A 25166-nucleotide genomic window follows, 5' to 3' on the forward strand; every position below is an offset into this window, starting at 1 on the left:
CGCGCCGACCGGAGGAGAACCCCCTCGCACGCTCTCCCGGCGGTACGGCAGCATGGAACGATGTCCGTACTGACGCGCGACGAAGCGCAGACCCGAGCCACCTCCATCGACGTCCAGCGATACACGATCGACCTCGACCTCACCACCGGCGACGAGACCTTCGGGTCCAGCACCGTCGTCCGTTTCACCGCACGCACCGCCACCGACACGTTCATCGAGGTCAAACCGGCGGCGCTGCGCTCGATCAGCCTCGACGGACACCCCCTCGACCCCGCTCTCCTCGCCGACGGCCGCTACCCCCTCACCGGGCTCGCGGCCGGCCCCCACGAGCTCCGCGTCGACGCCACCATGCGGTACTCGCACACCGGCGAGGGGATGCACCGCTTCACCGACCCGACCGACGGCGAGAGCTACGTCTACACCCAGCTCTTCCTCGACGACGTGCAGCGGGTCTTCCCCGCCTTCGACCAGCCCGACCTGAAGTCCGTCTTCGAGATCACCGTCACCGCCCCGGACGGGTGGACCGTCCTCGGCAACGGCATCGCCACCCCCACCGGCGACGGACGCTGGACCATCGCCCCCACCCCCCTCATCTCCACCTACCTCGTCGCCGTCGCCGCCGGACCCTGGCACTCCGTCACCACCGAGCACGCCGGGATCCCCTTCGGCATCCACTGCCGCCGCTCGCTCGCCCCCCACCTCGACGCCGACGCCGAGGAGATCCTCGACGTCACGCGCGCCTGCTTCGACCGCTACCACGAGAAGTTCGACGAGCCGTACCCCTTCGACTCGTACGACCAGGCCTTCGTCCCCGAGTTCAACGCCGGCGCCATGGAGAACCCCGGACTCGTCACCTTCCGCGACGAATTCGTCTACCGCTCCGCCGTCACCGACACCGAACGCCAGACCCGCGCCATGGTCATCTCCCACGAGATGGCCCACATGTGGTTCGGCGACCTCGTCACCCTCAGCTGGTGGGACGACATCTGGCTCAACGAGTCCTTCGCCGAGTACATGGGCTACCAGACCCTCACCGAAGCCACCCGCTTCACCGACACCTGGGTCGACTTCGGCGTCGCCCGCAAGGGCTGGGGGTACGACGCCGACCAGCGCCCCTCCACCCACCCCGTCGCCCCCGACCACGCCGCCGTCCCCGACACCGCCTCCGCACTCGTCAACTTCGACGGCATCTCCTACGCCAAGGGCGCCTCCGCGCTGCGCCAGCTCGTCACCTGGATCGGCGAGAAGGACTTCCTCGCCGGCATCAACACCCACTTCGCCCGGCACAAGTTCGCCAACGCCGGCCTCGCCGACTTCATCGACAACCTCGCCTCCACCACCGACCGCGACGTCCACGGCTGGGCCGACGCCTGGCTGCGCACCACCGGCCCCGACACCCTCACCGCCCGCGTCGAGGAGCACGGCAACGAGTGGACCCTCGCCGTCGACCACGGCGGCAGCCGCCCCCACCGCATCGCCGTCGGCCTCTACGACCACGAACTCGGCGTCCAGTCCGGCGTCGGCCGCCTCGTCCTGCGCGACCGCATCGAGACCGACGTCCCCGGCACCGGCGAACCCCTCACCCTCCCCGGCCCGCGCCCCGTCCTCGTCGTCCCCAACGACCACGACCTCACCTACGCCAAGGTCCGGCTCGACCCGGACTCCTGGACGGCCGTCGAGCACAGCCTCTCCGGCATCCCCGACCCCCTCACCCGCGCCGTCATCTGGAACACCGCCCGCGACATGGTCCGCGACGGCGTCCTCCACCCCACCGCCTACCTCACCCTCGCCCGCACCCACCTCCCGCACGAGAGGGACCTCGCGCTCGTCCAGGGCGTCCTCGGCTTCGCCGCCCTGATCACCGACCGCTACCTCACCCCCGACCAGCGCCCCGCCGCGCTCGCCACCCTCACCGACCTCTGCCGCGACCTCGTCCGCCGCACCGAGGACGGCAGCGGCCAGGGCCTGCGCCTCGTCGCCGTACGTCACCTCATCGACGCCGCCACCCAGCCCGACACCCTGAGGGAATGGCTCGCCGACGGCACCGCACCCGGAGGCCCCGAACTCGACCCCGAACTGCGCTGGCGCATCCTCACCCGCCTCGCCGTCCTCGGCGCCACCGACGAGAGCGCCATCGCCGCCGAACTCGCCCAGGACCCCAGCGCCACCGGCCAGGAGGGCGCCGCCCGCTGCCGCGCCGCGTTGCCCGACCCGGAGGCCAAAGCCGCCGCCTGGCGTTCCCTGTTCCACGACGACACCCTGTCGAACTACCTCTTCACCGCCACCGCCCAGGGCTTCTGGCAGCCCGAGCACACCGGACTCACCCGCGAGTACGTGGCGCGCTTCTACCCCGACGCCGCCGCGCTCGCAGCCCGCCGGGGCCCCGCCATCGCCACCGCCGCCGGCCGGGCGGCCTTCCCCGCGTACGACGTGGACACCGACGCCCTCGCGCACGGGACACGCGCCCTGGAGGACGACACCCTCACCCCCGCCCTGCGCCGCAAGCTCGTCGACGAACTCGACGACCTGCGCCGCGCACTGGCGGTACGCGCCACCGCCCCCTGACCCACCCGCCCGGCTTCCGGTCCCCGCGCCACCGTGCCCGGCCCCCTCCACCCGAGGGGCGCCGGGCACGGCCGTGTCCGGCACCCCTCGGCGTGCGAACGTGCGCCCGTTCGTCCCCCGACACCGATGCCCCTCGGCCCAGCGATGCCCGTCCGCCTCGCAACGGCAACCCGATGCCTCTTACCCCGCGACGGTGTGCCCCTCACGCGCACCCGGAACCGCCCCTACGCGGCGTCAACGCCCTTCGCGAGCAAGCCGGTTCACCCGTACGAGGCCATTCGTCTCGAACTCCCGCACGGAGTACGACCATGCGTGCGCTCATCCCGCGGTGCGCACCCAAACCCCTTTAAGGTCGGCATCGTTGGACCGGGCGGCCCAGCCGCGACACGCCCTGGACGCCCGCACGTCCCACGCCACCACATCACCGAAGGGGTCCCACCAGCCATGTCCACCCACCCACCCCTCGCCGGCGGCACCACGGGCCCCGGCCACCTGCGGCCCCTGCTCGACACCGTCCTCGCCGCCCTCCACGAAGGCGCCACCCGCCGGGCCGGGCCCCTCCCCGCCGGCGGCCCCGCCGCCACCACCGCCCGTACGCGCCACACCATGGGGCCCCTCCTCCCCGACGAAGGCACCGGCGCCCACCACGCCCTCACCACCCTCGTCACCGCCCTCGCCGAAGGCGCCGCGGACCCCGCGCACCCCCACTGCACGGCCCACCTCCACACCCCGCCGCTCGCCCTCGCCGCAGCCGCCGACCTCGCCGCCTCCGCCCTCAACCCCTCCATGGACTCCTGGGACCAGGCACCCGCCGCCACCACCCTCGAAACCGAACTCACCACCACGCTCGCCCGCGAGATCTACCCCCACCACCCCCACCCCGACGCCGTCATCACCACCGGCGGCACCGAAGCCAACCAACTCGCCCTCCTCCTCGCCCGCGAACGCCACGGCCCCGTACAGACCATCCACGCCACCAACGCCCACCACAGCATCACCCGCGCCGCCTGGCTCCTCGGCCTCCCCACCCCCCACGCCATCCCCGCACCCCACGGCGTCATGGACCTCGCCGCCCTCCGCGAAGCCCTCACCCACACCTCCGGCCCCCACCTCGTCACCGCCACCGCCGGCACCACCGACACCGGCGCCATCGACCCCCTCACCGACATCGCCGACCTCTGCGACCTGCACGGCGCCGAACTCCACATCGACGCCGCCTACGGCGGAACGCTCCTCTTCAGCCCCACCCACCGCGCCAAGATCAACGGCCTCCACCGCGCCCACAGCGTCACCCTCGACCTGCACAAACTCGGCTGGCAGCCGGCCCCCGCCGGCATCCTCGCCGTCCCCGACCGCCACCACCTCGCCCCCCTCCACCACCTCGCCCCCTACCTCAACGCCGACGACGACACCGAAGCCGGCATCCCCGACACCCTCGGCCGCTCCCTGCGCACCACCCGACGGCCCGACGCCCTCAAGATCGCCGTCACCCTCCAGGCCCTCGGCCGCGACGGACTCGCCGAACTCATCGACCGCACCCTCACCACCGCCCACCACCTCGCCGGCCTCGTCGACCGCACCCCCGGCCTCGAACTCCACGCACCCCCCACCATCAGCACCGTCCTCTTCCGCCCCACCGACGCCGACGACCGCACCGTCGCCACCCTCCGCCGCACCCTCCTCGACCGCGGCCACGCCGTCCTCGGCCGCGCCCACGCCGACGGACGGCTCTGGCTCAAAGCCACCCTCCTCAACCCCCACACCACCCCCGCGGACCTCAGCGCCCTCCTCGCCCGTATCACCCGCCTCAGCACCGAACTCACGGAAGGCAGCACCCCCCGATGACCGACCGCCCCACCCCCGGCACCGACCAGCCGCACGACCTCATCGGCATCGGCATCGGCCCCTTCAACCTCTCCCTCGCCGCCCTCGCCCACGACGTCCGGCACCCCGACACCCCCCGGGCCCCGCTGACCGCCGCCTTCTACGACCAACGCCCCGCCTTCCACTGGCACCCCGGCCTCCTCCTCGACGGCGCCACCCTCCAAGTCCCCTTCCTCGCCGACCTCGTCACCCTCGCCGACCCCACCAGCCCCTGGACCTTCCTCAACTACCTCCGCACGCTGGGCCGCCTCTACCCCTTCTACTTCGCCGAGCGCTTCCACATCCAACGCGCCGAATACGACGCCTACTGCCGCTGGGTCACCCAGCAACTCCCCGGACTCCACTTCGGCCACCACGTCGACGCCGTCCGCTGGATCCCCGAACGCGCCCTCTTCCAGGTCGACTTCACCCAACTCGACCCGGACGGAGAAACCAGAACCCCCGGCCGCGCCCACGCCCGCCACATCGCCCTCGGCATCGGCACCGCACCCCACGTCCCCGAACCCCTCCGGCCCCTCGCGGCAGCCGAGGACATCCCCGTCATCCACTCCGGCGACTACCTCGACCACCGCGAGCGACTCCTGCGCGCCGAACACCTCACCGTCATCGGCTCAGGACAGTCGGGCGCCGAGATCTTCCTCGACCTGCTCCGCGCCCGCCCCCACGGCCACGAACGACTCCACTGGCTCGCCCGGACCTCCGCGTTCGCCCCGATGGAGTACTCCAAACTCGGCCTCGAACACTTCACCCCCGACTACACCCGCTACTTCCACGGCCTGGCCGAAGAAACCCGCGACCACCTCGTCACCCGGCAGTGGCAACTCCACAAGGGCATCGACACCGACACGATCTCCGCCATCCACGACGAGCTCTACCGGCGCACCCTCCACGGCGGCTGGCCCGACGCCACCCTCACCCCCGGCGTCCGCGTCCGCACCGCCGGACGACTCGGCACCACCCGCATCGAACTCCACCTCGAACACATCGAGCAGGGCACCCGCAGCCGCCACACCACCGACGCCGTCGTCCTCGCCACCGGCTACCGCGAACGCCCCCTCGACACCCTCCTCGACGGCATCGCCCCCCACATCCGCCGCGACGGAGCCGGCCGCCCCCGCGTCGACCTCCACCACCGCCTCGAACTCGACCCCGCCATCACCGGCAACATCTACGTCCAGAACGCCGAACGCCACACCCACGGCGTCGGCGCCCCCGACCTCGGCCTCGCCGCCCACCGCAGCGCCACCATCCTCAACCACCTCACCGGCACCACCCCCTACCCCCTCCCCGACCGCACCGCCTTCACCACCTTCGGCCTCACCCCCCACCCCGCGGTCCCCCCGCAGACCTCCCCCCGCGCCCCCCTCCACCAGACCACCTGACCCGCCCACCCGCCCACCACGCGAAAGGGCGGCCACCCCGGCCCGAAAGCCGGAGCGACCGCCCCACCCACCCGACGACAGTCAGCCTCAGAACACCGGCACACCGTCCCGCGTCAGACGCCACCCCACCGTCGCGAACTCCGCCGGGTCGACCTCACCCTTCGCCGTCACCCACGCGATGATCGTGTTCCGGATCTCGTCCGAGTTCGCCCACACCTGCTGCGCACCCGGCACGTGCGGGAAGTTGCCGCCACCGCTCGCCCGGTAGTTGTTCACCGCCAGCACGAACCGCGCGGCCGGGTCGATCGCCGCACCCCCGAACGACAGCCCGACGATCCGCGAGCCCACCGGCTTCGCGATGTCGATGTCGTACGTCACCCCCGACAGCGCGTCGTAGTTGTAGTCCGGCGTACCGCCCGCGTTCGTCAGCTTGGACGTGTCCACCGCGCCGCCCGCCGCCGTCTGCACGTAGTACCGCGCCGAGAACTCCAGGTACTCCTTGACCTGGGCGCCCGTGACGATCCGCGCCTCCAGCGTGTTCTCGAAGGGGTACAGACCCGCCGCGTCCTTGATCGTGACGTTGCCCGCCGGGATCGAGGCCGTCCGCGAGAAGCACGACGCCTGCGAGAGCACCGGCAGCGACGCGAACTCCCCACCCGCCAGAGCACCCTTCACCGTCTCCGCCTGGACGTGGTTGATCAGGTCGATGATCGGCTCGTCCTTCCACGGCGCGTCCACCGTGCTCATCGCCGCGACCGACGTACCGATGACCTGGTTCACATAGGCCACCACCTTCGTGTGCTCGTCCCTGAGGAGCCGTGTGATCTTCTCGTCCTCGGCGACCGTGTGGGAGTTCAGCACCTGTGCGCCGACCTTCTCCACCGTCCAGCGGCCCTTCGACCACACCAGGTCGACGTCGAAGAGGGTCAGACGCTGGCCCCACTTCGCCGGCTCCGAGAGCACGACCGGCTTGCCCGTCTCCTTGTTGACCACGACGTACTCGGGGATCTCCGCGTGCGCGTGACCCACCAGGATCGCGTCGATCCCCGGCACCTGCTCCGCCACCAGACCGGCCGCGTTCTCCACGTACGGAATCTGGTCGCCGTACGACGACGTGCCGGACGAACCCGAGTGCGCCGAGACGATCACGACGTCCGCACCCATCGAGCGCAGCTTCGGCACCCAGTGGGCGGCCTGCTCCTCGAGGCCAGGGAACACCATCTTCCCGCTCACGTTCGCCTTGTCCCAGATCGCGATGCCCGGATTGGTCAGACCCAGCACGGCCACCCGTACGTCCCTGCCGTGCGGCGTCCGCATCCGCTTGATCACGTACGGGGCGAACGCCGGCTTCAGCGTCTTCGCGTCCAGCGCGTTCGCACCGAGCAGCGGGAAGTCGCACTGCTCCTCGAACTTCCGCAGCACCGGGATGCCGTAGTTGAACTCGTGGTTCCCGAGCGCCGCCGCGTCGTACCCGATCGCGTTCATCGCCTGCGCCATCGGGTGCACCGGCCCGCGCTTCGCGGTGATCGGGTCGATCTTCGCGTAGTAGTAGGAGAGCTGGGTGCCCTGGATGGTGTCACCGGCGTCGATCAGCAGCGTGTTGCCGCGCCCCCGCTCCTCGCGGATCTTCTCCACCAGCGTCGAGATCTTCGCCAGGCCGACGTCGTTGTGCGCGGCGTCGTCGTACTCCTTGTCCGTGAAGTAGTCCCAGTTGAAGACGTTGCCGTGCAGGTCCGTCGTGCCCATGACGGTGAACGAGTACCGCTTCGCGTGGCTCTCACCGTGCCCGTGGCCCGACGGCGCGGCGGCCCCGGCCTCTCCCGCGACCACTCCGCCCGCCAGCGCGACACCCGCACCGGCGGCTGCCGAACGGCCCAGAAACGTCCTGCGGTTCAACGGCATCTCTCTTGCTCCTCGTTCACTCGGACGACGCGGACGACCGGTGGTGCGGCGTGATCGATCCGCGTTCATGACGCGCGTAGATTGTTGCGCAGTCCATGCGAAGGGAACAGTCTGTTCGGATGTCGATCTGGTGACCGTCTGCGCACGCGGTCCCCGACGGAACGTCCGGTGCCTTCCGCGAGGGCCGGGAGCGCGGACGCACCGCACCCGGAGCGCGTCCGAACCACCGCGCGCGGGCCCGAAGGCGCTCGTCGGAGCGGCGGGCCGCACACTCCAGCACCTGTCAACATCCCTTAACCGAAAGGATGTTGGTCGGCCACGCGGAGCCCCTTACCTACCCGTAGGTAAGGTTTAGGCTCGAACCATGCGCCGAGCCAAAATCGTCTGCACCCTGGGACCCGCGACCGACTCGTACGACCGGATCAAAGCCCTGGTCGAAGCGGGAATGGACATCGCCCGCTTCAACCTCAGCCACGGCAGTCACGCCGAGCACGAAGAGCGGTACCACCACGTCCGCAAGGCCGCCGAGGAGACCGGCCGCAGCGTCGGCATCCTCGCCGACCTCCAAGGCCCGAAGATCCGCCTCGGGCGGTTCCGCGAAGGCCCCGTACTCCTCGAACGCGGCGACGCCTTCACCCTCACCGTCGAGCCCCTCGCCGACGGCGACAAGAACGGCTGCGGCACCACCTACGACGGCCTCGCCGCCGACGTCACTCCCGGCGAGCGCATCCTCGTCGACGACGGCCGCGTCGCCCTCCAGGTGACCGCGGTCGACGGCCCCCGCGTCCGCACCACCGTCCTCGAAGGCGGCGTGGTCTCCGACAACAAGGGCCTCAACCTCCCCGGCGTCGCCGTCTCCGTCCCCGCCCTCTCCGAGAAGGACATCGACGACCTGCGCTGGGCCCTGCGCATCGGCGCCGACATCGTCGCCCTCTCCTTCGTGCGCAGCGGCAAGGACATCGTCGACGTCCACCGCGTGATGACCGAGGAGGGCCGCCGCGTCCCCGTCGTCGCCAAGGTCGAGAAGCCCCAGGCCGTCGAGAACATCGACTCCATCGTGGCCGCCTTCGACGGCATCATGGTCGCCCGCGGTGACCTCGGCGTCGAAATGCCCCTGGAACAGGTCCCGATCGTCCAGAAGCGCGCCGTCGAACTGGCCCGGCGCAACGCCAAGCCCGTCATCGTCGCCACCCAGATGCTCGAGTCGATGATCGACAACTCCCGGCCCACCCGCGCCGAGGCCTCCGACGTCGCCAACGCCATCATCGACGGCACCGACGCGGTGATGCTCTCCGGCGAGACCAGTGTCGGCAAGCACCCCGTCGAGACGGTGCGCACCATGTCCCGCATCGTCGAAGCCGCCGAGGAGGACCTCCTCGGCCACGGCCTCCCGCCGCTCACCGACCGCAGCAAGCCCCGCACCCAGGGCGGCGCGGTCGCCCGCGCGGCCGCCGAGATGGGCGACTTCCTCGGCGCCAAGTTCCTCGTGGCGTTCACCCAGAGCGGCGACACCGCGAAGCGGCTCTCCCGCTACCGCTCGCCCATCCCGCTCCTGGCCTTCACCCCCGACGCCGCCACCCGCGCCCAGCTCAACCTCACCTGGGGCGTGGAGAGTTTCCTCGGCCCGCACGTCGAGTCCACCGACGCGATGGTCGCCCAGGTGGACGAGGAACTCCTGCGGATCGGCCGCTGCGAGAAGGGCGACGTCATCGTCATCACGGCCGGCTCCCCGCCGGGCGTGACGGGCTCCACCAACCTGGTCCGCGTGCACCACGTCGGCGAGGACGACAGCCCGAAGTAGTACGGCGCACGGTCCGCCGGCGCCCCGGGCCGTCAGTGTTTCGGCCCGACGTGCGCGTCCATCAGCGCGACGGACGCCCGTCGGGCGACGGAGACGTTGTACCGCCGCCCCGCCCGGTCGCAGTGCTTCCACTCCACGCCGAGCGCGTCCAGCGTGTCCGTGTAGAGGCGCCGGATGTCGTCCGAGACGTTGGTGAACCAGTAACGCGGGTACTCGTACCGCTTCCGCACCCCGCCCACGGTCCGCACCGTCCAGTTCGTGGCCCGGCAGCCGTCCGAGTGGACCAGCCCGCGCACGAACTCCCACGGGTGCGCGTCGACGATCTCGCGCTGCCAGCGGGCGAGGACGATGGGGCGCTCGTGCTTCTTGCCGGGGCCGTGCTGGGGGAAGAGGCAGGGCAGGTGCTTCGAGTAGACCTTGACGTTGTGGCAGCCGACCTTCCGGATCCGACAGGTTTTGTTCTCCGGGAAGACCTTGTGCATCGCCGCCTCGGCAGCGTCCTGCAGGCCGGGCCAGGCATCGTCAAGGGTGATGATGAGGCTGGTGACGCGGTGGGCGGGCGCTTGGCTGATATGCCCGTCGCCCAGGTACAGGCCCAGCAGGTAGGCGTACGCGCGCGCATCGAGAGGCGTCCCGTCGCACCGGTGGCATTTCGGATTGTGCCGCCCAGGGCACTCGTCCCGTTTGGCGCGGTCCATGTGTTTCCAATAGCTGATGGTGCCCGCAGGTACGTTCAGCTTTCTCGCCACATCGGCGTTCCTAGCGCCGTCCCGGAGAAGGCTGAGCGCGGTACGCCGGACTTCCGAACGCTGGATGTTCATTCCACTACGATCAGTTACCGCAGCTGCATGTGTCGAAAAATCGCGGATGTTCACGAGAAGGTGAGCATCCGCTTGTCAGACTGTGTGCCGAGTGCGGGATTCGAACCCGCAAGCCCTTTCGGGCAGATGTGTTTGAGACATCCGTGTATACCCTTCCACCAACCCGGCCTGGGGCACTGGGAGGAGTGTACCGGGTGACCGGTCGCTCGCGCTGCTAGGTAGGCTCTTGGGAGCAGTACCCCTGTCCTTACCGAGGAGCACCCGTGACCACGCCCGAGTCGCCCGAGCCCGCAGACGCCGTCGACGACGACAAGTCGCACGTTCCGCCGCTGACGACCCGCGTCGTCATCGCCGAGGACGAAGCGCTCATCCGTCTGGATCTCAAAGAGATGCTGGAGGAAGAGGGGTACGCGGTCGTCGGTGAGGCCGGAGACGGCCAGCAGGCCATCGAGCTGGCCCGGGAGCACCGGCCCGACCTGGTCATCCTGGACGTCAAGATGCCGGTGCTCGACGGGATCTCCGCCGCCGAGAAGATCTCCGAGGAGTCCATCGCGCCGGTCCTCATGCTCACCGCGTTCTCGCAGCGCGACCTCGTGGAGCGGGCCCGCGACGCCGGGGCGATGGCGTACCTCGTGAAGCCGTTCAGCAAGAGCGACGTCGTGCCCGCGATCGAGATGGCGGTCTCCCGCTTCGCCGAGCTGCGTGCGCTGGAGAACGAGGTCGCCGACCTGGCCCAGCGGCTGGAGACCCGCAAGCTGGTGGACCGGGCGAAGAGCATCCTGCAGACCGACTACGGCCTCTCCGAGCCGGCCGCCTTCCGCTGGATCCAGAAGACCTCGATGGACCGGCGGCTCTCGATGCAGCAGCTGGCCGAAGCGCTGATCGCGGACGCCGAGGAGAAGAAGAAGGCGGCCGAGTAGCGGCCTCGGCTTTTCCTTCCGTACGCCGCAGGGCCCGCACCCCGATCGTCCACGGGTGCGGGCCCTGCGGCGCACGTGCGCGGGGTCAGTCCTCGCCGAGGTAGGCCTTGCGGACGGACTCGTCGTGCAGGAGGTCCGCCCCGGTGCCGGAGAGGACGATCTTGCCGATCTCCATGACGTGGCCGTGATCCGCGAGGGAGAGCGCCGCCTGGGCGTTCTGCTCGACGAGGAGGATCGTCGTGCCGGATGCCCGGAGCTCGACGATGGTCTCCATGATCTTCTGCATCATGATCGGGGAGAGCCCCATGGAGGGCTCGTCGAGCATGAGCAGCTTGGGCCGTGACATCAGGGCGCGTCCCATGGCGAGCATCTGCTGCTCACCGCCCGAGAGGGTTCCGGCGGACTGCTTGCGGCGTTCCCCGAGGATGGGGAAGAGGTCGTAGGCGCGCTGGACGTCCTGGGCGATGCCCTCCTTGTCGCTGCGCAGGTAGGCGCCGAGCAGGAGGTTCTCGGCGATCGTCAGCCGGGGGAAGATGTGGCGTCCCTCGGGGGAGTGGGCGAGGCCCAACGCGACGATCTTGTGGGCGGGGACGTCGGCGAGGGGCTTGCCGTCGAAGAGGATGCGGCCCCCGGCCGGCTTGAGGAGCCCGGAGAGGGTGCGCAGGGTCGTGGTCTTCCCGGCGCCGTTGGTGCCGATGAGGGTGACGACCTGGCCGGCTTCGACGCTGAACGAGATGCCCTTGACGGCCTCGATCTTGCCGTAGGCGACGCGGAGGTCCTCGACTTCCAGGAGCGCGGTCATGAGGTTTCCTCCTCGGCGGTGGTGCCGGTCGTGCTCTCCGCGGGGGTGGCCCCCCTGGTCACCGTGGACGCCGAGTGGCCGGCCTCGGCGGCTTCGACCTCGGCGACCTCGTCGGCGCCCGGGGCTCCTTCGAAGGGGGTGCCGAGGTAGGCGGCGATGACGCGTTCGTCGCTCTGGACCGTGCTGGGTACGCCCTCGACGAGTTTCTCGCCCTGGACGAGGCAGGCGACGCGGTCGCAGAGGTTGAAGATGAAGCGCATGTCGTGCTCGATGACGAGCACGGCGATGCCCTGGTCGCGGATGGCGAAGATGAGCTCTTCGGTGACGCGGGTTTCCTGCGGGTTCATGCCGGCGGTGGGCTCGTCGAGGAGGAGGAGTCCGGGGTCGCTGGCGAGGGCGCGCGCGATTTCCAGCTTGCGCTGCTCTCCGTAGGGGAGGTTGCGCGCGAGGTGGTCGGCCTTGTGCGCGAGGCCGATGAACTCGAGCAGCTCCATGGAGCGTTCGCGGCTGGCCTTCTCGGCGCGGCTGTGGCTGGGCAGCCGCAGCAGGGCGGACCAGAGTCCGTCGTCGGTGCGGGTGTGGCGGCCGACGAGGACGTTCTCCAGGACGGTCATGTTGGCGAAGAGCCGGATGTTCTGGAAGGTGCGGGCGATGCCTGCCTGGGTGACGAGGTGGGGCTTGGGCGGCAGGACGGTGCCCTTGTAGCTGACCTTGCCCTCGGTGGGGACGTAGAGGCCGGTGAGGCAGTTGAAGAAGGTGGTCTTGCCGGCGCCGTTGGGGCCGATGAGGCCGACGATCTCGCCGCTGTCGACGGTGAGGGAGACGTCGCGTACGGCGGTGAGTCCGCCGAAGCGCATGGTGACGCCGGTGGCGTCGAGGACGGTGCCGGCGGCCGGGGCGGCCGCGGGGGTGTCGGTGGTGTTCGTGGTGGTGGTCATGGTGTCACGCCCCCGCCTTGGTGATACCGGCGCCGGTGTCCTCGGGCTGCCGTGGTTCGGGTACGTCGGGCTGGTTGGTCGTGTTGTCGGCGTCGGCCTCGTGGAATTCGAGTTGCTTGCGGCGGTCGGCGACGAGGCCTTCGGGGCGGAAGCGCATCAGCAGGATGAGAGCGATGCCGAAGAGGAGCAGCTGGTAGTCCTGCATGAACTGGAGCTTGGCCGGGATGAGGTAGAGGAGTGCGGCGCCGACGAAGGGGCCGCTGAGGGTGCCCATGCCGCCGAGGATGACGGCGGCGAGCAGGAAGGCGGAGTTCGGGGGTACAGAGCCGGCGAACTGGTACTGCTCGGGCGTCACGGTGTAGTTGACGTGGGCCTGGACGGTACCGGCGAGGCCGGCGAGGGTCGCGCCGAGGGCGAAGGCGAGGAGCTTGAGCCGGAAGGCGTTGATGCCCATGGCGGTGGCGGCGGTCTCGTCCTCGCGGATGGCGACCCAGGCGCGGCCGATGCGGGAGTCGCCGGAGCGGCGGAAGACGAGGATGACGACGGCGGTGACGAGGAGCATCAGCAGGTAGTAGTTGGCGGGCCTGCTGAGGCTGAAGGGGCCGACGTCGTGGCTGGTCCCGAACTCGAATCCGAAGAGGTTGAGGTCGGGGATGGAGGGGATGCCCTGGGAGCCGTTGGTGAGGTCGGGTCCGCTGTTGCCGTTGAGGTTGTTGACGGTGACGCGGAAGATCTCGCCGAAGCCGAGGGTGACGATGGCGAGGTAGTCGCCGCGCAGCCGCAGGGTCGGGGCGCCGATGAGGACGCCGAAGACCAGGGAGACGACGGCTCCGGTGAGGACGGCTGCCCAGAAGGGGAAGTGGACGCCGATCGCGGAGGCGGAGGCCCCGGAGACGAGGGCGGATGTGTAGGCGCCGACGCCGAGGAACGCGACGTAGCCGAGGTCGAGGAGGCCGGCCAGGCCGACGACGACGTTGAGGCCGAGGGCGACGGTCGCGAAGATGAGGATGTTCGTGCCGATGAGCGCGTACTCGCCGGTGTTCTGCGTGAACGGGAAGCAGAAGGCCGCGACGAGGGCGGCGGTGAGGGTGACGTTGCGGTGCTTGGACGTCAGGGCGCTGAGGCGGGCGACGAGGCCGGCGCGGTGCAGGGCGGTGAAGCCGAGGCCGGCGGTGAGGAGGAACCCGATGAAGAGCTCGGTGTACTCCGTGTCGATGCCGTACGAGAAGACGTAGAGCGCGACGCCGAAGGCGGCGGCGATGACGAGGATCTCGGCCCAGGAGGGGAGTTCGCGGGCGCGGCCCGGTGCGGGTGCGGTGAGGCTGTTCGCGAACACGGAGCCGCCGCCGGGGTGCGCGTCGCCGGTGGCCTGGTCCGCGGGGAGGCCGAAGGAGGCGACCGCCGCGACGAGGGAGCCGGCGAGGCTGACCCAGGCGCCGGGTTCGAGGTTGACGACGCCGCCGAGTTCGGTGGTGATGGCGCCGACCGCGTATCCGGTGGTGGCCAGGATGCCGAGCGCGGCGAAGCGCACGGAGCTGTTGGTGCCGCCGGGGGTGAGCCAGCCGAGTCCTCGGATCCCGTATCCGGAGAGGACGAGGAGGAGGGTGAGGACGGAGCCGACGAGGGTGAGGATCTGCAGGCCGCCGGGGTAGCCGGTGACGGTGAGGTCGCCGGGGAACTCGTCGGTCCAGGTCCAGGCGAGGAAGGTGCCCACGAGGGTGACGGCCGCGCCGGCGGTGGTGAGGGCGCGTGCGGCGGCGGGGGGCAGCGGGAGGGGCGCGCGGGTGGTGTGCGTGGTCATCCGTATCACGCCCGATCCGCGACGCGTTCGCCGAGCAGGCCTTGTGGCCGCAGCAGCAGGACGACGATGAGGAGGACGAAGGCCCACACGTCCTTCCAGGCGCCGCCGCCGAAGAGGTCCATGCCGGGGACGTCGCTCATGTAGCCGGTGGCGAGGGCTTCGGCGAGGCCGAGGACGACGCCGCCGAGCATGGCGCCGTAGATGTTGCCGATGCCGCCGAGTACCGCTGCGGTGAAGGCCTTGAGGCCCATGATGAAGCCCATTTTGAAGCCGATCTGGCCGTTCTTGAGCCCGTAGGCGACGGCGGCGACGGCGGCGAACGCGGCACCGATGGCGAAGGCCATGACGATGATGCGGTCGGTGTTGATGCCCATGAGCTTGGCGGTGTCGGGGTCCTGCGAGGTGGCCTGCATGCCGCGGCCGGCGCGGGTCTTGGAGACGAAGAGGCCGAGGGCGAGCATGCAGACGGGTGCGGCGATCAGGACGAAGAGGTCGCCGCGCTGGACGTGGGCGCCGAGCAGGTCGAAGGCGCCGCCCTTGAACTGCGGGAAGGAGCGGTCGGCGGTCGCGTCCGGGTACCACTTCCAGATGGCCTGCTGGAGGGCGAGGGAGAGGCCGATCGCGGTGATCAGGGGGGCGAGGCGGGGTGCGTTGCGCAGCGGCCGGTAGGCGAAGCGTTCGGCGGCGAGGCTGACGGCGACGGAGCAGATCACGCCGCCGATGATCATGAGGGGGACGATGGCGAGGAGGTTGGAACCGGAGGGCATCCAGATGTACACGGTGAGTGCTCCGAAGCCTCCGATCATGAAGATTTCGCCGTGTGCGAAGTTGATGAGCTGGATGATTCCGTAGACCATCGTGTAACCGATCGCGATGAGTCCGTACATCGCGCCGAGGATGAGTCCGTTGGCCAGCTGTTGCGGCAGTTCGTGCACCGCAGGGCCTCCGTTGGAGTGGTTCGGATATGGCACCGCGCGGGAGCGCTGGTGGCGCTCCCGCGCGGTCTGGTTGCCTGGTGGCGACCGAAGTGGGGCGGTGTGGCGGTTACTTGGCGACGGCCTCGCTGAGCTTGGAGACCCACTTGCCGCCGTCGACCTGGTAGGCGGTCATCATGGTGTTGGTGGTGTCGCCGTACTCGTCGAAGGCGACCGGGCCGGTGACGCCTTCGAACTGGACCTTGGCCATGGCCTCGAGGACCTTCGCGCGGCTGTCGTCGGGGAGCTTGCCGTCGTTGGCGGCGGCCACGATCTTCACGGCCTCGATGATGGCCCAGGTGGCGTCGTAGGTGCTGCCGCCGTACGCCTCGTAGGCGTCCTTGTAGCCGGCCGTCTGGTAGTCCGCGATGAACTTCTTGGCGGATTCGAGCTCTTCGACGGGCTTGCCGACCGAGGTGGCGATGTCGCCCTGGGCCTTCTTGTTCAGGCTGATGAAGTCGGCGCTGTACATGCCGTCACCGCCCATGAGCGGAATGTTGACGCTGTCCTTGAGCTGCTGGCTCAGGGGGGCGCCGGCGGGGTACTCACCGCCGTAGTAGACGGCCTTGGCGCCGGAGCTCTTCACCTTGGTGACGACGGAGTTGAAGTCGCGGTCGTCGGGGTTGACGTGGTCGGCGCCGACGATCTTCCCGCCGAGGCCGGTGAACGTCGTCTTGAAGGAGGCGGCGAGGCCGGCGCCGTACGTCTTCTGGTCGTCGATCAGGTAGACGTCCTTGATCTTCGCGTTCTTGAACAGGTAGTTCGCGGCGAAGGCACCCTGGATGGCGTCGGTGGTGGCGGTGCGGAAGTACGTCTTGAACGGGCGCTTCTTGGCGCTGTCGCCGTCCTTCCAGTTGTCGCCCTGGGTCAGCTCGGTGCCGGTGTTGGCGGGAGAGACCTGGGTGAGGCTGGCGTCCTCGAACGGCTTCTGCATCGACTGGGCCACGCTGGAGTTCAGCGGGCCGACCACGCCGACGAGGTCCTTGTTGCCGATGAACTTCTGGGCGTTCTGGCCACCGACGGAGGGCTGGGCCTGGTCGTCGAGCGGCTGCAGCTCGAAGGTGATGCCCGGGACCGTCTTGTCCTTGTTCGCCGTCTTGACGGCGAGGTCGGCGGAGTTCTTGATGCCGAGGCCGAGGGCGGAGAGGTCGCCGGTCAGGGGGGCGTCGAGACCGATGACGACGGTCTGGGTCCCACCGCTCTCGCTGCCCTTGTCGTCGTCGCGCGACCCGCAGGCGGTGAGGGTGAGTGCTCCGGTGGTGAGCACTGCGGTGAGTATGAGCAAAGAACGGTGTCGCACGAAAGGTCCTTTCCCTGGCGCGGCCTCCTCCGTTGAGGTGCCTGTCGTTCGCCAAGCCGTACGTGATGGGTACAAGGGCGTGCCGCAGTCGCACCCGTCGGCGCGGTGACTGGCGGTGACTCTAGGCGCAGGTGGTGGGGTCGTGGACGGGTGAGGGCAAGGATGTGACTGTCTTGTTATGAGTTGAGGAAGGCTTGAGGTGGCAGGGAGGACATGTGTCGCTTTCGGGCCGCCGGATCTTTCTCGCATGGTGAGAACGCCCAGCTCTGCTAAGGGGCTTGAGGCGATCTTGGTCCTGACGGGTGGGCCGGGGTGCCGAAGGGCGCGGAGGCTCGGCACGGGGCGCGGAATGGCCACCGCGTTCATTGCGTGCCTGTTACGCAGTGTTACGCCGGACGGCCCGGTATGCGTGCGAGGTGCCCGGGGTGGCGCGAAGTCGCTCACGAACCCCCCTGGACATCACCGAAGTTGGCTGGATCACGCGGTCAACCCCGGTTACGTGTAGTGGGCATGAAACTGCCCGGCCGGTACGGTCCGCAGGCCCGGCCGGGCGGCTGGAGAAGTGGGGGAGGGGGCGGCGGCCGCTCGTCAGCCGGCGGCGGGCGCGTCGCGCAGGAGGCAGGTGAGGCGGGCGGTGCAGACCCGCTTGCCGTGCTCGTCGGTGATGACGATCTCGTAGGTCGCGGTGGAGCGCCCGCGGTGCACGGGGGTGGCGACGCCGGTCACGAGCCCGCTGCGGGCGCCGCGGTGATGGGTGCAGTTGAGGTCGACGCCGACCGCGATCTTCCCGGCGCCGCCGTGGAGCATCGAGCCGACCGAACCGAGGGTCTCGGCGAGCACGGCCGACGCCCCGCCGTGCAGGAGCCCGTAGGGCTGGGTGTTGCCCTCGACCGGCATGGTGGCGACGACGCGGTCCGCGGAGGCCTCCGTGATCCGCAGGCCCATCCGTTCGCCGAGGCGCCCGGCGGAGAAGAGGGCGGGCAGATCGATGCCGAGAGCGGCGTACTCGTCGATGACGTCCTGCGGGAACACGGGTGCGGTCTGCTCGCCCATGGGTCGGCTCCGTTCGTCCGGTGGTGACTTCGCTGTGCGGTCCGTTCTTACCAGAGACCACTGAGCGGGTGCTTAGGGAGTGTCCGGCCGATCGGGGCCGGGGCCCGGCGGTCCGCACGCTCGTGGCCCTCGGGACCACCCGCGGTCATCCGGTGCCCGGCGGCCGTTCACCGGGGTTGGGTAGGTTGGCCCGATGCGGGGATCGGGTGTCGTGGGATGTCGTCGGCTGGGCCTGGCCGGTTCGCTGGCGATCGGCGCGGGCGGCTGGGTGGCCGGGAGACTGCCGGCGCACGACCCGTGGGGCTGGTGGACGGAGCGGAGCCCGGCGGTGACGACGGCCGGCGCCGTCCTCGCCTACGCCGGCCTGGCGCTCCTCGTCGCCGCCTGGTGGGGGTACGGGCGCGCCGGCGCCCCGGTGCGCCACACGCTGGTGACGCTCGCCTGGTGGGCGGCGCCGCTGCTGCTGGCGCCGCCCCTGTACAGCGCGGACGTCTACAGCTACGTCGCCCAGGGGGCGATGGTCCTCGAAGGGCACGACGTGTACGGCGAGGGCCCCTCCGTCCTCGATCCGGCCGGCATCGCCGGAGACGCGGCGGCGAGCGTGGGCGCGCACTGGACCGACACCCCCGCCCCGTACGGCCCCTTCTTCCTGCTGCTGGCGCGGGGCGCGGTGGCGCTGACCGGTGGCACTCTGGTCCCGGCGGTGCTGGTGCTGCGCCTGGTCGCGGTGGCGGCGCTGCTGCTGATCGTGTGGGCGGTGCGGCGTCTCGCCCGGGAGTACGGGGCGGACGAGGGCGGCGCGTTGTGGCTCGCGGCGCTCAACCCCCTGCTGCTGATGCACGTGGTGGGCGGGATGCACAACGACGGCCTGATGGCGGGGCTCGCACTGGCGGGGACGGTGTGCGCGCTGCGGGGCCGCTGGGCACTCGCCGGGGTGCTGATCGGGCTGGCGACGATGGTCAAGTCCCCGGCCGCACTGGCCCTGTTGTTCGTCGGTGTGGCGGTGGGCAGAGCGGCGTCCGGTTCGCCCGCGCGGCGGATCGCCCTCGGGGCCTTCGGACCGGCGGCGGCCGCCGCCGCCACGGTGCTCGCGGTCTCGGCGGTGAGCGGAACCGGCTTCGGCTGGCTGCACACGCAGGGCGTCGCGGGTGCCATCCACACCTCGCTCTCCCTCTCCAGCGACCTGGGCGCCGGTCTCGGTCCGCTCGCCCGGTCGGTGGCCGGAGTGGACCCCGGCACGGTGCTCTCGGCCGTGCGGATGCTCGGACTCGGCGCGGCGGCCGTCCTGGTCGCACGGCTCGGGTGGCGCTCGGCCACCGGCCGGCTGGACCCCGTGCTGGCGCTGGGCCTGGCGCTGACGGCGCTGGTGGCGCTGTCGCCGATGGTGCAGCCCTGGTACGCCCTCTGGGGGGTGCCGTTCGTCGCCGTACGGGCGCGGTGGGGCTGGTCGGGGCGGCTGCTGGCGGTCCTCTCGGCGGCGCTGGTCTTCGAGACGCACCCCTCGGGTTCGACACCGGGATTCGGCTTCGCGGTGGGCGGGGCGGTCGCGGTCGCGGGGCTGGTACTGCTGTGGCGGGACGCCGTGGCGGACCCGGGCAGGGGCGGCGGGGGTCCCGGGGTGCCCAGGCCCCGCCACCCCGGGACGGTGCGCGACGGGGTGCGGGCCGGGGCGCCTCCGGGCTGACCCGGCGGACGGGCCCGGACGGGGGCGCGCCGCCGTCCCGGGGGCCCCGGTGCGACGTCTCCGGTGCGTCGGCCCCGGGGCGGCTTCCGCGACGCGGCCCGCTCCGGTCGGCCCGTCCGCCCGGCACGTGCCGGCCCGGCACCCGCCCGCCGGAGGGGGTCAGCCGGCGCTCTCGAAGCGCACCACGACCGACTTGCTGGCGGGGGTGTTGCTGGTGTCGGCGGTCGAGTCGAGCGGCACGAGGACATTCGTCTCGGGGTAGTAGGCGGCGGCGCACCCCCGGGCGGTGGGGTAGTGGACGACGCGGAAGCCGGGCGCGCGGCGCTCGGTGCCGTCCTTCCACTCGCTGACGAGGTCGGTGTGGGCGCCGTCGGCGAGGCCGAGTTCGCGGGCGTCCTCGGGGTGGACGAGGACGACACGCCGGCCGTTCGTGATACCGCGGTAGCGGTCGTCGAGCCCGTAGATCGTGGTGTTGTACTGGTCGTGGGAGCGCAGGGTCTGCAGGAGCAGCCTGCCGGCGGGGAGTTCGGGGTACTCGACGGGCGCCGCGGTGAAATTGGCCTTGCCGGTGGCCGTGGGGAAGCGGCGGGCGTCGCGCGGCCCGTGGGGGAGGGTGAAGCCGCCCGGGCGGGCGACGCGGGCGTTGAAGTCCTCGAAGCCCGGCACGACACGGGAGATGCGGTCGCGGATGGTGCCGTAGTCCCTCTCGAACTCCTCCCAGGGCGTGGCCGAACCGGGTCCGAGGACGGCGCGCGCCATGCGGGCCACGATGGCGGGTTCGGAGAGCAGGTGCGGGCTCGCGGGGGCGAGGTTGCCGCGGGAGGCGTGCACCATGCTCATGGAGTCCTCGACGGTGACGAACTGCTTGCCGCCGGCCTGGACGTCCTTGTCGGTGCGCCCGAGGGTCGGCAGGATGAGGGCGCGGCTGCCGGTGACGGCGTGCGAGCGGTTGAGCTTGGTCGACACGTGGACGGTGAGGCGGGCCCGGCGCATCGCCGCCTCGGTGACCGCGGTGTCGGGGGTGGCGGCGACGAAGTTGCCGCCCATCGCGAAGAAGACCTTGGCGTCGCCGTCGCGCAGGGCGCGGATGGCGCGCACCACGTCGTACCCGTGGTGGCGCGGTGAGGTGATGCCGAACTCCTTGTCGAGGGCGTCGAGGAAGGCGGGTGCGGGGCGCTCGTAGATGCCCATGGTGCGGTCGCCCTGGACGTTGGAGTGGCCGCGCACGGGGCAGACGCCGGCGCCGGGGCGGCCGATGTTCCCGCGCAGCAGGAGGAAGTTGACGACTTCGCGGATGGTGGGCACGGAGTGCTTGTGCTGGGTGAGACCCATCGCCCAGCAGACGATGGTGCGCTCGGAGGCGAGGACCAGAGCGAGGGCCTTCTCGATGTCGGCGCGTTCCAGCCCGGTGGCGGTGAGGGTGTCGTCCCAGTCGGCCTCCTGCGCGGCGCGCGCGAACTCCTCGTACCCGTGGGTGTGTTCGTCGACGAAAGCGGTGTCCACGGCGCCCTCGGTCTGCAGGATCAGCTTGTTGAGCAGACGGAAGAGAGCCTGGTCGCCGCCGAGGCGTATCTGGAGGAAGAGGTCGGTCAGCGCGGTGCCCCGGATCATGCCCCGGGGGGTCTGCGGGTTCTTGAAGCGCTCCAGACCGGCCTCGGGGAGTGGATTGACCGAGATGATCTTCGCCCCGGCGTGCTTGGCCTTCTCCAGCGCGGAGAGCATGCGCGGGTGGTTGGTGCCGGGGTTCTGGCCCGCGACGATGATCAGATCGGCCTGGTGCAGGTCTTCCAGGGAGACGCTGCCCTTGCCGATGCCGATGGTCTCCATGAGCGCGGAGCCGGACGACTCGTGGCACATGTTGGAGCAGTCCGGAAGGTTGTTCGTGCCGTACTCGCGGGCGAAGAGCTGGAGGAGGAACGCGGCCTCGTTGCTGGTGCGGCCGGAGGTGTAGAAGAGCGCCTCGTCGGGGGAGCCGAGCCCACGGAGTTCTTCAGCAATGATGGCGAAAGCGTCGTCCCACCCGATCGCCTCGTAGGTGTCCGCGCCCTCGGGGAGGTACACCGGCTGCGTGATCCGGCCCTGCTGGCCGAGCCAGTAACCGCTGCGGCCGGCCAGGTCGGAGACCGGGTGGGCGGCGAAGAACTCCGGGGTGACGCGGCGCAGCGTCGCCTCCTCGGCGACGGCCTTGGCCCCGTTCTCGCAGAACTCCGCGGTGTGCCGCCGGTCGCCCTCCGGCCAGGCGCACCCCGGGCAGTCGAAACCGTTCTTCTGGTTGACCTTGAGGAGCGTCCGCGCGGTGCGCCCCACCCCCATCTGCTGCTGGGCCATGAGCAGGGAGTGGGCGACGGCGGGCAGGCCGGCCGCCGCGTGCTGGGCCTGCCGGACCTTCGGTGCGTCCTGGACCGGGTCTCCGGTCGGGGGCTTCGTGGCCATGGTGCTCCCCTTCGAGCGCGTGGATTCCTCTCTTCCGATCCTGTCACGGCCCCCGGGGCCACATTCCGAGGGAGCGGGCGGCGGTGGCCGGGAGCGGTCCGGAATGTCGGTGGGCCGTGGCAGGATCGTGCATGTGGCTGAGACAGCATCGAAGAAGACGGCAGACAACCGACCGCGCCTGCTCCTCATGGACGGGCACTCCCTGGCGTACCGGGCGTTCTTCGCCCTGCCCGCGGAGAATTTCACGACCGGGACGGGGCAGCCGACGAACGCCGTGTACGGCTTCGCCTCGATGCTGGCGAACACGCTGCGCGACGAGGCGCCCACCCACTTCGCGGTGGCGTTCGACGTGTCCCGCAAGACCTGGCGCGCCCAGGAGTTCCCCGAGTACAAGGCGAACCGCTCCAAGACGCCCGACGAGTTCAAGGGGCAGGTCGAGCTGATCGGCGAGCTGCTGGACGCGATGCACGCGGACCGGTTCGCGGTCGACGGCTTCGAGGCCGACGACGTGATCGCCACCCTCGCCACCCAGGCGGAGGCCGCCGGGTTCGAGGTGCTGATCGTCACGGGCGACCGCGACTCCTTCCAGCTCATCACCGAGAACGTCACGGTCCTCTACCCCACCAAGGGCGTCTCCGAGCTGACCCGCTTCACCCCGGCGAAGGTCGAGGAGAAGTACGGCCTCACCCCCGCCCAGTACCCGGACTTCGCGGCGCTGCGCGGCGACCCGTCGGACAACCTCCCCGGCATCCCCAAGGTCGGCGAGAAGACGGCCGCGAAGTGGATCAACCAGTTCGGCTCCTTCGACGAGCTGGTGGCACGCGCCGACGAGGTGAAGGGGGTGGCGGGGCAGAATTTCCGCGACCACCTGGACTCGGTGCGGATGAACCGCCGGCTGACCGAGATGGTCCGTGACGTGGAGCTCCCGAAGGGCCCCGCCGACCTGGAGCGCGCCCCGTACGACCGCACCGCCGTCACCGGGGTGCTCGACGTCCTGGAGATCCGCAACCCGAGTCTGCGGGAGCGGCTGCTCGCCGTCGACCCGGGAGCGGGTCAGGAGGAGGCGCCCGCCCCCGCCGCCGGGGTGGAACTCGACGGCACCGTCCTCGGCACGGGACAGGTCGCCGGATGGCTGGCGGAGCACGGCGGGCAGCCGCTCGGCATGGCCACCGTCGACACCTGGGCGCTGGGCACCGGCACGGTCACCGAGGTCGCCCTGGCGGCGGTCGGCGGCGCGGCGGCCTGGCTGGACCCGAGGGAGCTCGACGCCACGGACGAGAAGGCGTTCACCGCCTGGCTCGCGGACCCGGCGCGGCCCAAGGTCCTGCACAACGCCAAGGCGGCCATGCGGGTCTTCCCCGAACACGGCTGGCACATCGAGGGCGTCACCATGGACACCGCGCTCGCGGCGTACCTGGTGAAGCCGGGACGCCGGTCGTTCGCGCTGGACGCGCTGGCGGTCGAGTACCTCGGCCGCGAACTCGCCCCGGCCGCCTCGGCGGACGGGCAGCTGGCGTTCGGCGCGGACGACCGCGCCGAGGCGGACGCCCTGATGACGCAGGCCCGCGCCGTCCTCGACCTGGGCGCCGCGTTCTCCGTCCGGCTCCGGGAGGTCGGCGCGCTCGACCTCCTGCACGACATGGAACTGCCCACCTCCATCCTGCTGGCCCGGCTGGAGCGGCACGGCATCGCCGCCGACCGTACCCATCTGGAGGCGATGGAGCAGCAGTTCGCGGCCGCCGTGCAGCAGGCCGTGAAGGAAGCGCACGCCGCGGTGGGCCGGGAGTTCAACCTCGGCTCGCCCAAGCAGCTCCAGGAGGTCCTCTTCGGCGAGCTGGGCCTGCCCAAGACGAAGAAGACGAAGACCGGATACACCACCGACGCCGACGCGCTGGCCTGGCTCGCCGCGCAGACCGAGCACGAGCTGCCGGTGATCATGCTGCGCCACCGGGAACAGGCGAAGCTGCGGGTCACCGTCGAGGGTCTGGTCAAGACGATCGCGGCGGACGGCCGAATCCACACCACGTTCAACCAGACGGTGGCGGCGACCGGACGCCTCTCCTCCACCGACCCCAACCTCCAGAACATCCCGGTCCGTACGGACGAGGGGCGCGCGATCCGCCGGGGCTTCGTCGTCGGCGAGGGCTTCGAGACGCTGATGACGGCGGACTACAGCCAGATCGAACTCCGGGTGATGGCCCACCTCTCCGAGGACGCGGGCCTGATCGAGGCGTTCACCTCGGGCGAGGACCTGCACACCACGGTCGCCTCCCAGGTGTTCGGCGTCGACAAGTCGGCCGTCGACCCGGAGATGCGGCGCAAGATCAAGGCCATGTCCTACGGACTCGCCTACGGCCTCTCCGCGTTCGGGCTCTCCCAGCAGCTCAACATCGATGCGGGCGAGGCGCGGGGCCTGATGGACACGTACTTCCAGCGCTTCGGCGGGGTACGCGACTACCTCCACCGGGTCGTCGAAGAAGCCAGGTCCACCGGGTACACCGAGACCGTCTTCGGCCGCCGCCGATACCTCCCCGACCTCAACAGCGACAACCGCCAGCGCCGCGAGACGGCCGAGCGGATGGCGCTCAACGCCCCGATCCAGGGCACCGCCGCGGACATCGTCAAGGTCGCGATGCTCAAGGTCGACCAGGCGTTGACCGCGGCGGAGCTGAAGTCACGGATGCTGCTCCAAGTCCACGACGAAATCGTGCTGGAGATCGCCCCCGGCGAACGCGCCGAGGTCGAGCGGATCCTGCGCCACGAGATGGCCTCGGCCGTCTCGCTGCGCGCCCCGCTCGACGTGTCGGTCGGCGTGGGCCACGACTGGGAGTCCGCCGCGCACTGAACCGCGGGGCGTGCGGAGCACGAGGTGCGCCGGGTTGCTGAGGGGCACGAGATACGCCGGG

16 protein-coding genes and 1 tRNA gene are annotated in these 25166 nt (G+C 70.9%); 7 read left to right on the plus strand and 10 right to left on the minus strand.

Annotation, left to right across the window (positions count from 1 at the left end; genetic code table 11):
- Nucleotides 1-60 precede the first annotated feature (60 nt).
- From pepN to PZB77_RS24215, 3 genes are all read left to right on the plus strand, one after another.
- Complete coding sequence (pepN, locus tag PZB77_RS24205; protein ID WP_275494727.1) at nucleotides 61-2565, plus strand: aminopeptidase N; 2505 nt, start codon at nucleotides 61-63, stop codon at nucleotides 2563-2565.
- A gap of 444 nt (nucleotides 2566-3009) precedes the next feature.
- Entirely contained in the window at nucleotides 3010-4410 is a 1401-nt protein-coding gene (locus PZB77_RS24210) for an aminotransferase class V-fold PLP-dependent enzyme (protein WP_275494728.1), read from the plus strand.
- Nucleotides 4407-5831 carry a SidA/IucD/PvdA family monooxygenase gene (locus PZB77_RS24215; protein WP_275494729.1) on the plus strand — a complete coding sequence of 475 codons (1425 nt, stop codon included), beginning with the start codon at nucleotides 4407-4409 and terminating at the stop codon, nucleotides 5829-5831. The genes PZB77_RS24210 and PZB77_RS24215 overlap by 4 nt, the downstream gene beginning before the upstream one ends.
- 87 nt (nucleotides 5832-5918) lie before the next feature.
- Here the strand turns inward: PZB77_RS24215 and PZB77_RS24220 are convergent, their stop codons facing one another.
- Nucleotides 5919-7733 carry a 5'-nucleotidase C-terminal domain-containing protein gene (locus tag PZB77_RS24220; protein WP_275494730.1) on the minus strand — a complete coding sequence of 605 codons (1815 nt, stop codon included), beginning with the start codon at nucleotides 7731-7733 and terminating at the stop codon, nucleotides 5919-5921.
- 364 nt (nucleotides 7734-8097) lie between these two features.
- On the opposite strand from PZB77_RS24220, the gene pyk reads away from it, so the two are divergent.
- Nucleotides 8098-9534, plus strand: coding sequence for a pyruvate kinase (gene pyk, locus PZB77_RS24225; protein WP_275494731.1), 1437 nt, complete (start codon nucleotides 8098-8100; stop codon nucleotides 9532-9534).
- Nucleotides 9535-9566: 32 nt separating this feature from the next.
- Here pyk and PZB77_RS24230 read toward each other — a convergent pair whose 3' ends face one another.
- The gene (locus PZB77_RS24230) at nucleotides 9567-10355 is read right to left on the minus strand and encodes a helix-turn-helix domain-containing protein (RefSeq protein ID WP_275494732.1); all 789 of its coding nucleotides are present in this window, start codon (nucleotides 10353-10355) and stop codon (nucleotides 9567-9569) included.
- A gap of 85 nt (nucleotides 10356-10440) precedes the next feature.
- A tRNA-Leu gene (locus tag PZB77_RS24235) sits at nucleotides 10441-10523 on the minus strand.
- 95 nt (nucleotides 10524-10618) lie between these two features.
- Here PZB77_RS24235 and PZB77_RS24240 point away from each other — a divergent pair.
- Nucleotides 10619-11275 carry a response regulator gene (locus PZB77_RS24240; RefSeq protein ID WP_275494733.1) on the plus strand — a complete coding sequence of 219 codons (657 nt, stop codon included), beginning with the start codon at nucleotides 10619-10621 and terminating at the stop codon, nucleotides 11273-11275.
- A gap of 85 nt (nucleotides 11276-11360) precedes the next feature.
- Here the strand turns inward: PZB77_RS24240 and PZB77_RS24245 are convergent, their stop codons facing one another.
- From PZB77_RS24245 to PZB77_RS24270, 6 genes are all read right to left on the minus strand, one after another.
- Complete coding sequence (locus PZB77_RS24245) at nucleotides 11361-12077, minus strand: ABC transporter ATP-binding protein (RefSeq protein ID WP_275494734.1); 717 nt, start codon at nucleotides 12075-12077, stop codon at nucleotides 11361-11363.
- A complete protein-coding gene (locus PZB77_RS24250) occupies nucleotides 12074-13015 on the minus strand; it encodes an ABC transporter ATP-binding protein (protein ID WP_275494735.1) in 942 nt (313 codons plus the stop codon). Before PZB77_RS24250 ends, PZB77_RS24245 begins: the two co-directional genes overlap by 4 nt.
- 4 nt (nucleotides 13016-13019) lie before the next feature.
- Nucleotides 13020-14816 (minus strand): branched-chain amino acid ABC transporter permease, encoded by a 1797-nt coding sequence (locus tag PZB77_RS24255; RefSeq protein ID WP_275494736.1) that lies wholly within the window; start codon nucleotides 14814-14816, stop codon nucleotides 13020-13022.
- Nucleotides 14817-14821: 5 nt separating this feature from the next.
- Entirely contained in the window at nucleotides 14822-15751 is a 930-nt protein-coding gene (locus tag PZB77_RS24260) for a branched-chain amino acid ABC transporter permease (RefSeq protein WP_275494737.1), read from the minus strand.
- A 109-nt stretch (nucleotides 15752-15860) separates the two neighbouring features.
- A complete protein-coding gene (locus PZB77_RS24265; RefSeq protein WP_275496199.1) occupies nucleotides 15861-17075 on the minus strand; it encodes a branched-chain amino acid ABC transporter substrate-binding protein in 1215 nt (404 codons plus the stop codon).
- Between the two features lie 603 nt (nucleotides 17076-17678).
- Complete coding sequence (locus PZB77_RS24270; RefSeq protein WP_275494738.1) at nucleotides 17679-18143, minus strand: hotdog fold thioesterase; 465 nt, start codon at nucleotides 18141-18143, stop codon at nucleotides 17679-17681.
- 211 nt (nucleotides 18144-18354) lie between these two features.
- Between PZB77_RS24270 and mptB the strand changes: the two genes are divergently transcribed.
- The gene (gene mptB / locus PZB77_RS24275) at nucleotides 18355-19827 is read left to right on the plus strand and encodes a polyprenol phosphomannose-dependent alpha 1,6 mannosyltransferase MptB (RefSeq protein WP_275494739.1); all 1473 of its coding nucleotides are present in this window, start codon (nucleotides 18355-18357) and stop codon (nucleotides 19825-19827) included.
- A gap of 159 nt (nucleotides 19828-19986) precedes the next feature.
- Here the strand turns inward: mptB and PZB77_RS24280 are convergent, their stop codons facing one another.
- Nucleotides 19987-22260: an FdhF/YdeP family oxidoreductase gene (locus PZB77_RS24280; RefSeq protein ID WP_275494740.1), complete on the minus strand. Its 2274-nt coding sequence runs from the start codon at nucleotides 22258-22260 to the stop codon at nucleotides 19987-19989.
- A gap of 133 nt (nucleotides 22261-22393) precedes the next feature.
- Here PZB77_RS24280 and polA point away from each other — a divergent pair, with 133 nt between their 5' ends.
- A complete protein-coding gene (gene polA, locus PZB77_RS24285) occupies nucleotides 22394-25105 on the plus strand; it encodes a DNA polymerase I (protein ID WP_275494741.1) in 2712 nt (903 codons plus the stop codon).
- The last annotated feature ends 61 nt before the right edge of the window (nucleotides 25106-25166 follow it).

The organism is Streptomyces sp. AM 2-1-1 (genome assembly GCF_029167645.1).
In the GTDB taxonomy this organism is placed as follows: Bacteria; Actinomycetota; Actinomycetes; order Streptomycetales; family Streptomycetaceae; genus Streptomyces.

What these genes read in the sequence shown, in the direction of transcription:
- pepN (WP_275494727.1), top strand. Translation starts at nt 61, where the DNA reads ATGTCCGTACTGACGCGCGACGAAGCGCAGACCCGAGCCACCTCCATC.
- PZB77_RS24210 (WP_275494728.1), top strand. Translation starts at nt 3,010, where the DNA reads ATGTCCACCCACCCACCCCTCGCCGGCGGCACCACGGGCCCCGGCCAC.
- PZB77_RS24215 (WP_275494729.1), top strand. Translation starts at nt 4,407, where the DNA reads ATGACCGACCGCCCCACCCCCGGCACCGACCAGCCGCACGACCTCATC.
- PZB77_RS24220 (WP_275494730.1), bottom strand. Translation starts at nt 7,733, where the DNA reads ATGCCGTTGAACCGCAGGACGTTTCTGGGCCGTTCGGCAGCCGCCGGT.
- pyk (WP_275494731.1), top strand. Translation starts at nt 8,098, where the DNA reads ATGCGCCGAGCCAAAATCGTCTGCACCCTGGGACCCGCGACCGACTCG.
- PZB77_RS24230 (WP_275494732.1), bottom strand. Translation starts at nt 10,355, where the DNA reads ATGAACATCCAGCGTTCGGAAGTCCGGCGTACCGCGCTCAGCCTTCTC.
- PZB77_RS24245 (WP_275494734.1), bottom strand. Translation starts at nt 12,077, where the DNA reads ATGACCGCGCTCCTGGAAGTCGAGGACCTCCGCGTCGCCTACGGCAAG.
- PZB77_RS24250 (WP_275494735.1), bottom strand. Translation starts at nt 13,015, where the DNA reads ATGACCACCACCACGAACACCACCGACACCCCCGCGGCCGCCCCGGCC.
- PZB77_RS24255 (WP_275494736.1), bottom strand. Translation starts at nt 14,816, where the DNA reads ATGACCACGCACACCACCCGCGCGCCCCTCCCGCTGCCCCCCGCCGCC.
- PZB77_RS24270 (WP_275494738.1), bottom strand. Translation starts at nt 18,143, where the DNA reads ATGGGCGAGCAGACCGCACCCGTGTTCCCGCAGGACGTCATCGACGAG.
- PZB77_RS24280 (WP_275494740.1), bottom strand. Translation starts at nt 22,260, where the DNA reads ATGGCCACGAAGCCCCCGACCGGAGACCCGGTCCAGGACGCACCGAAG.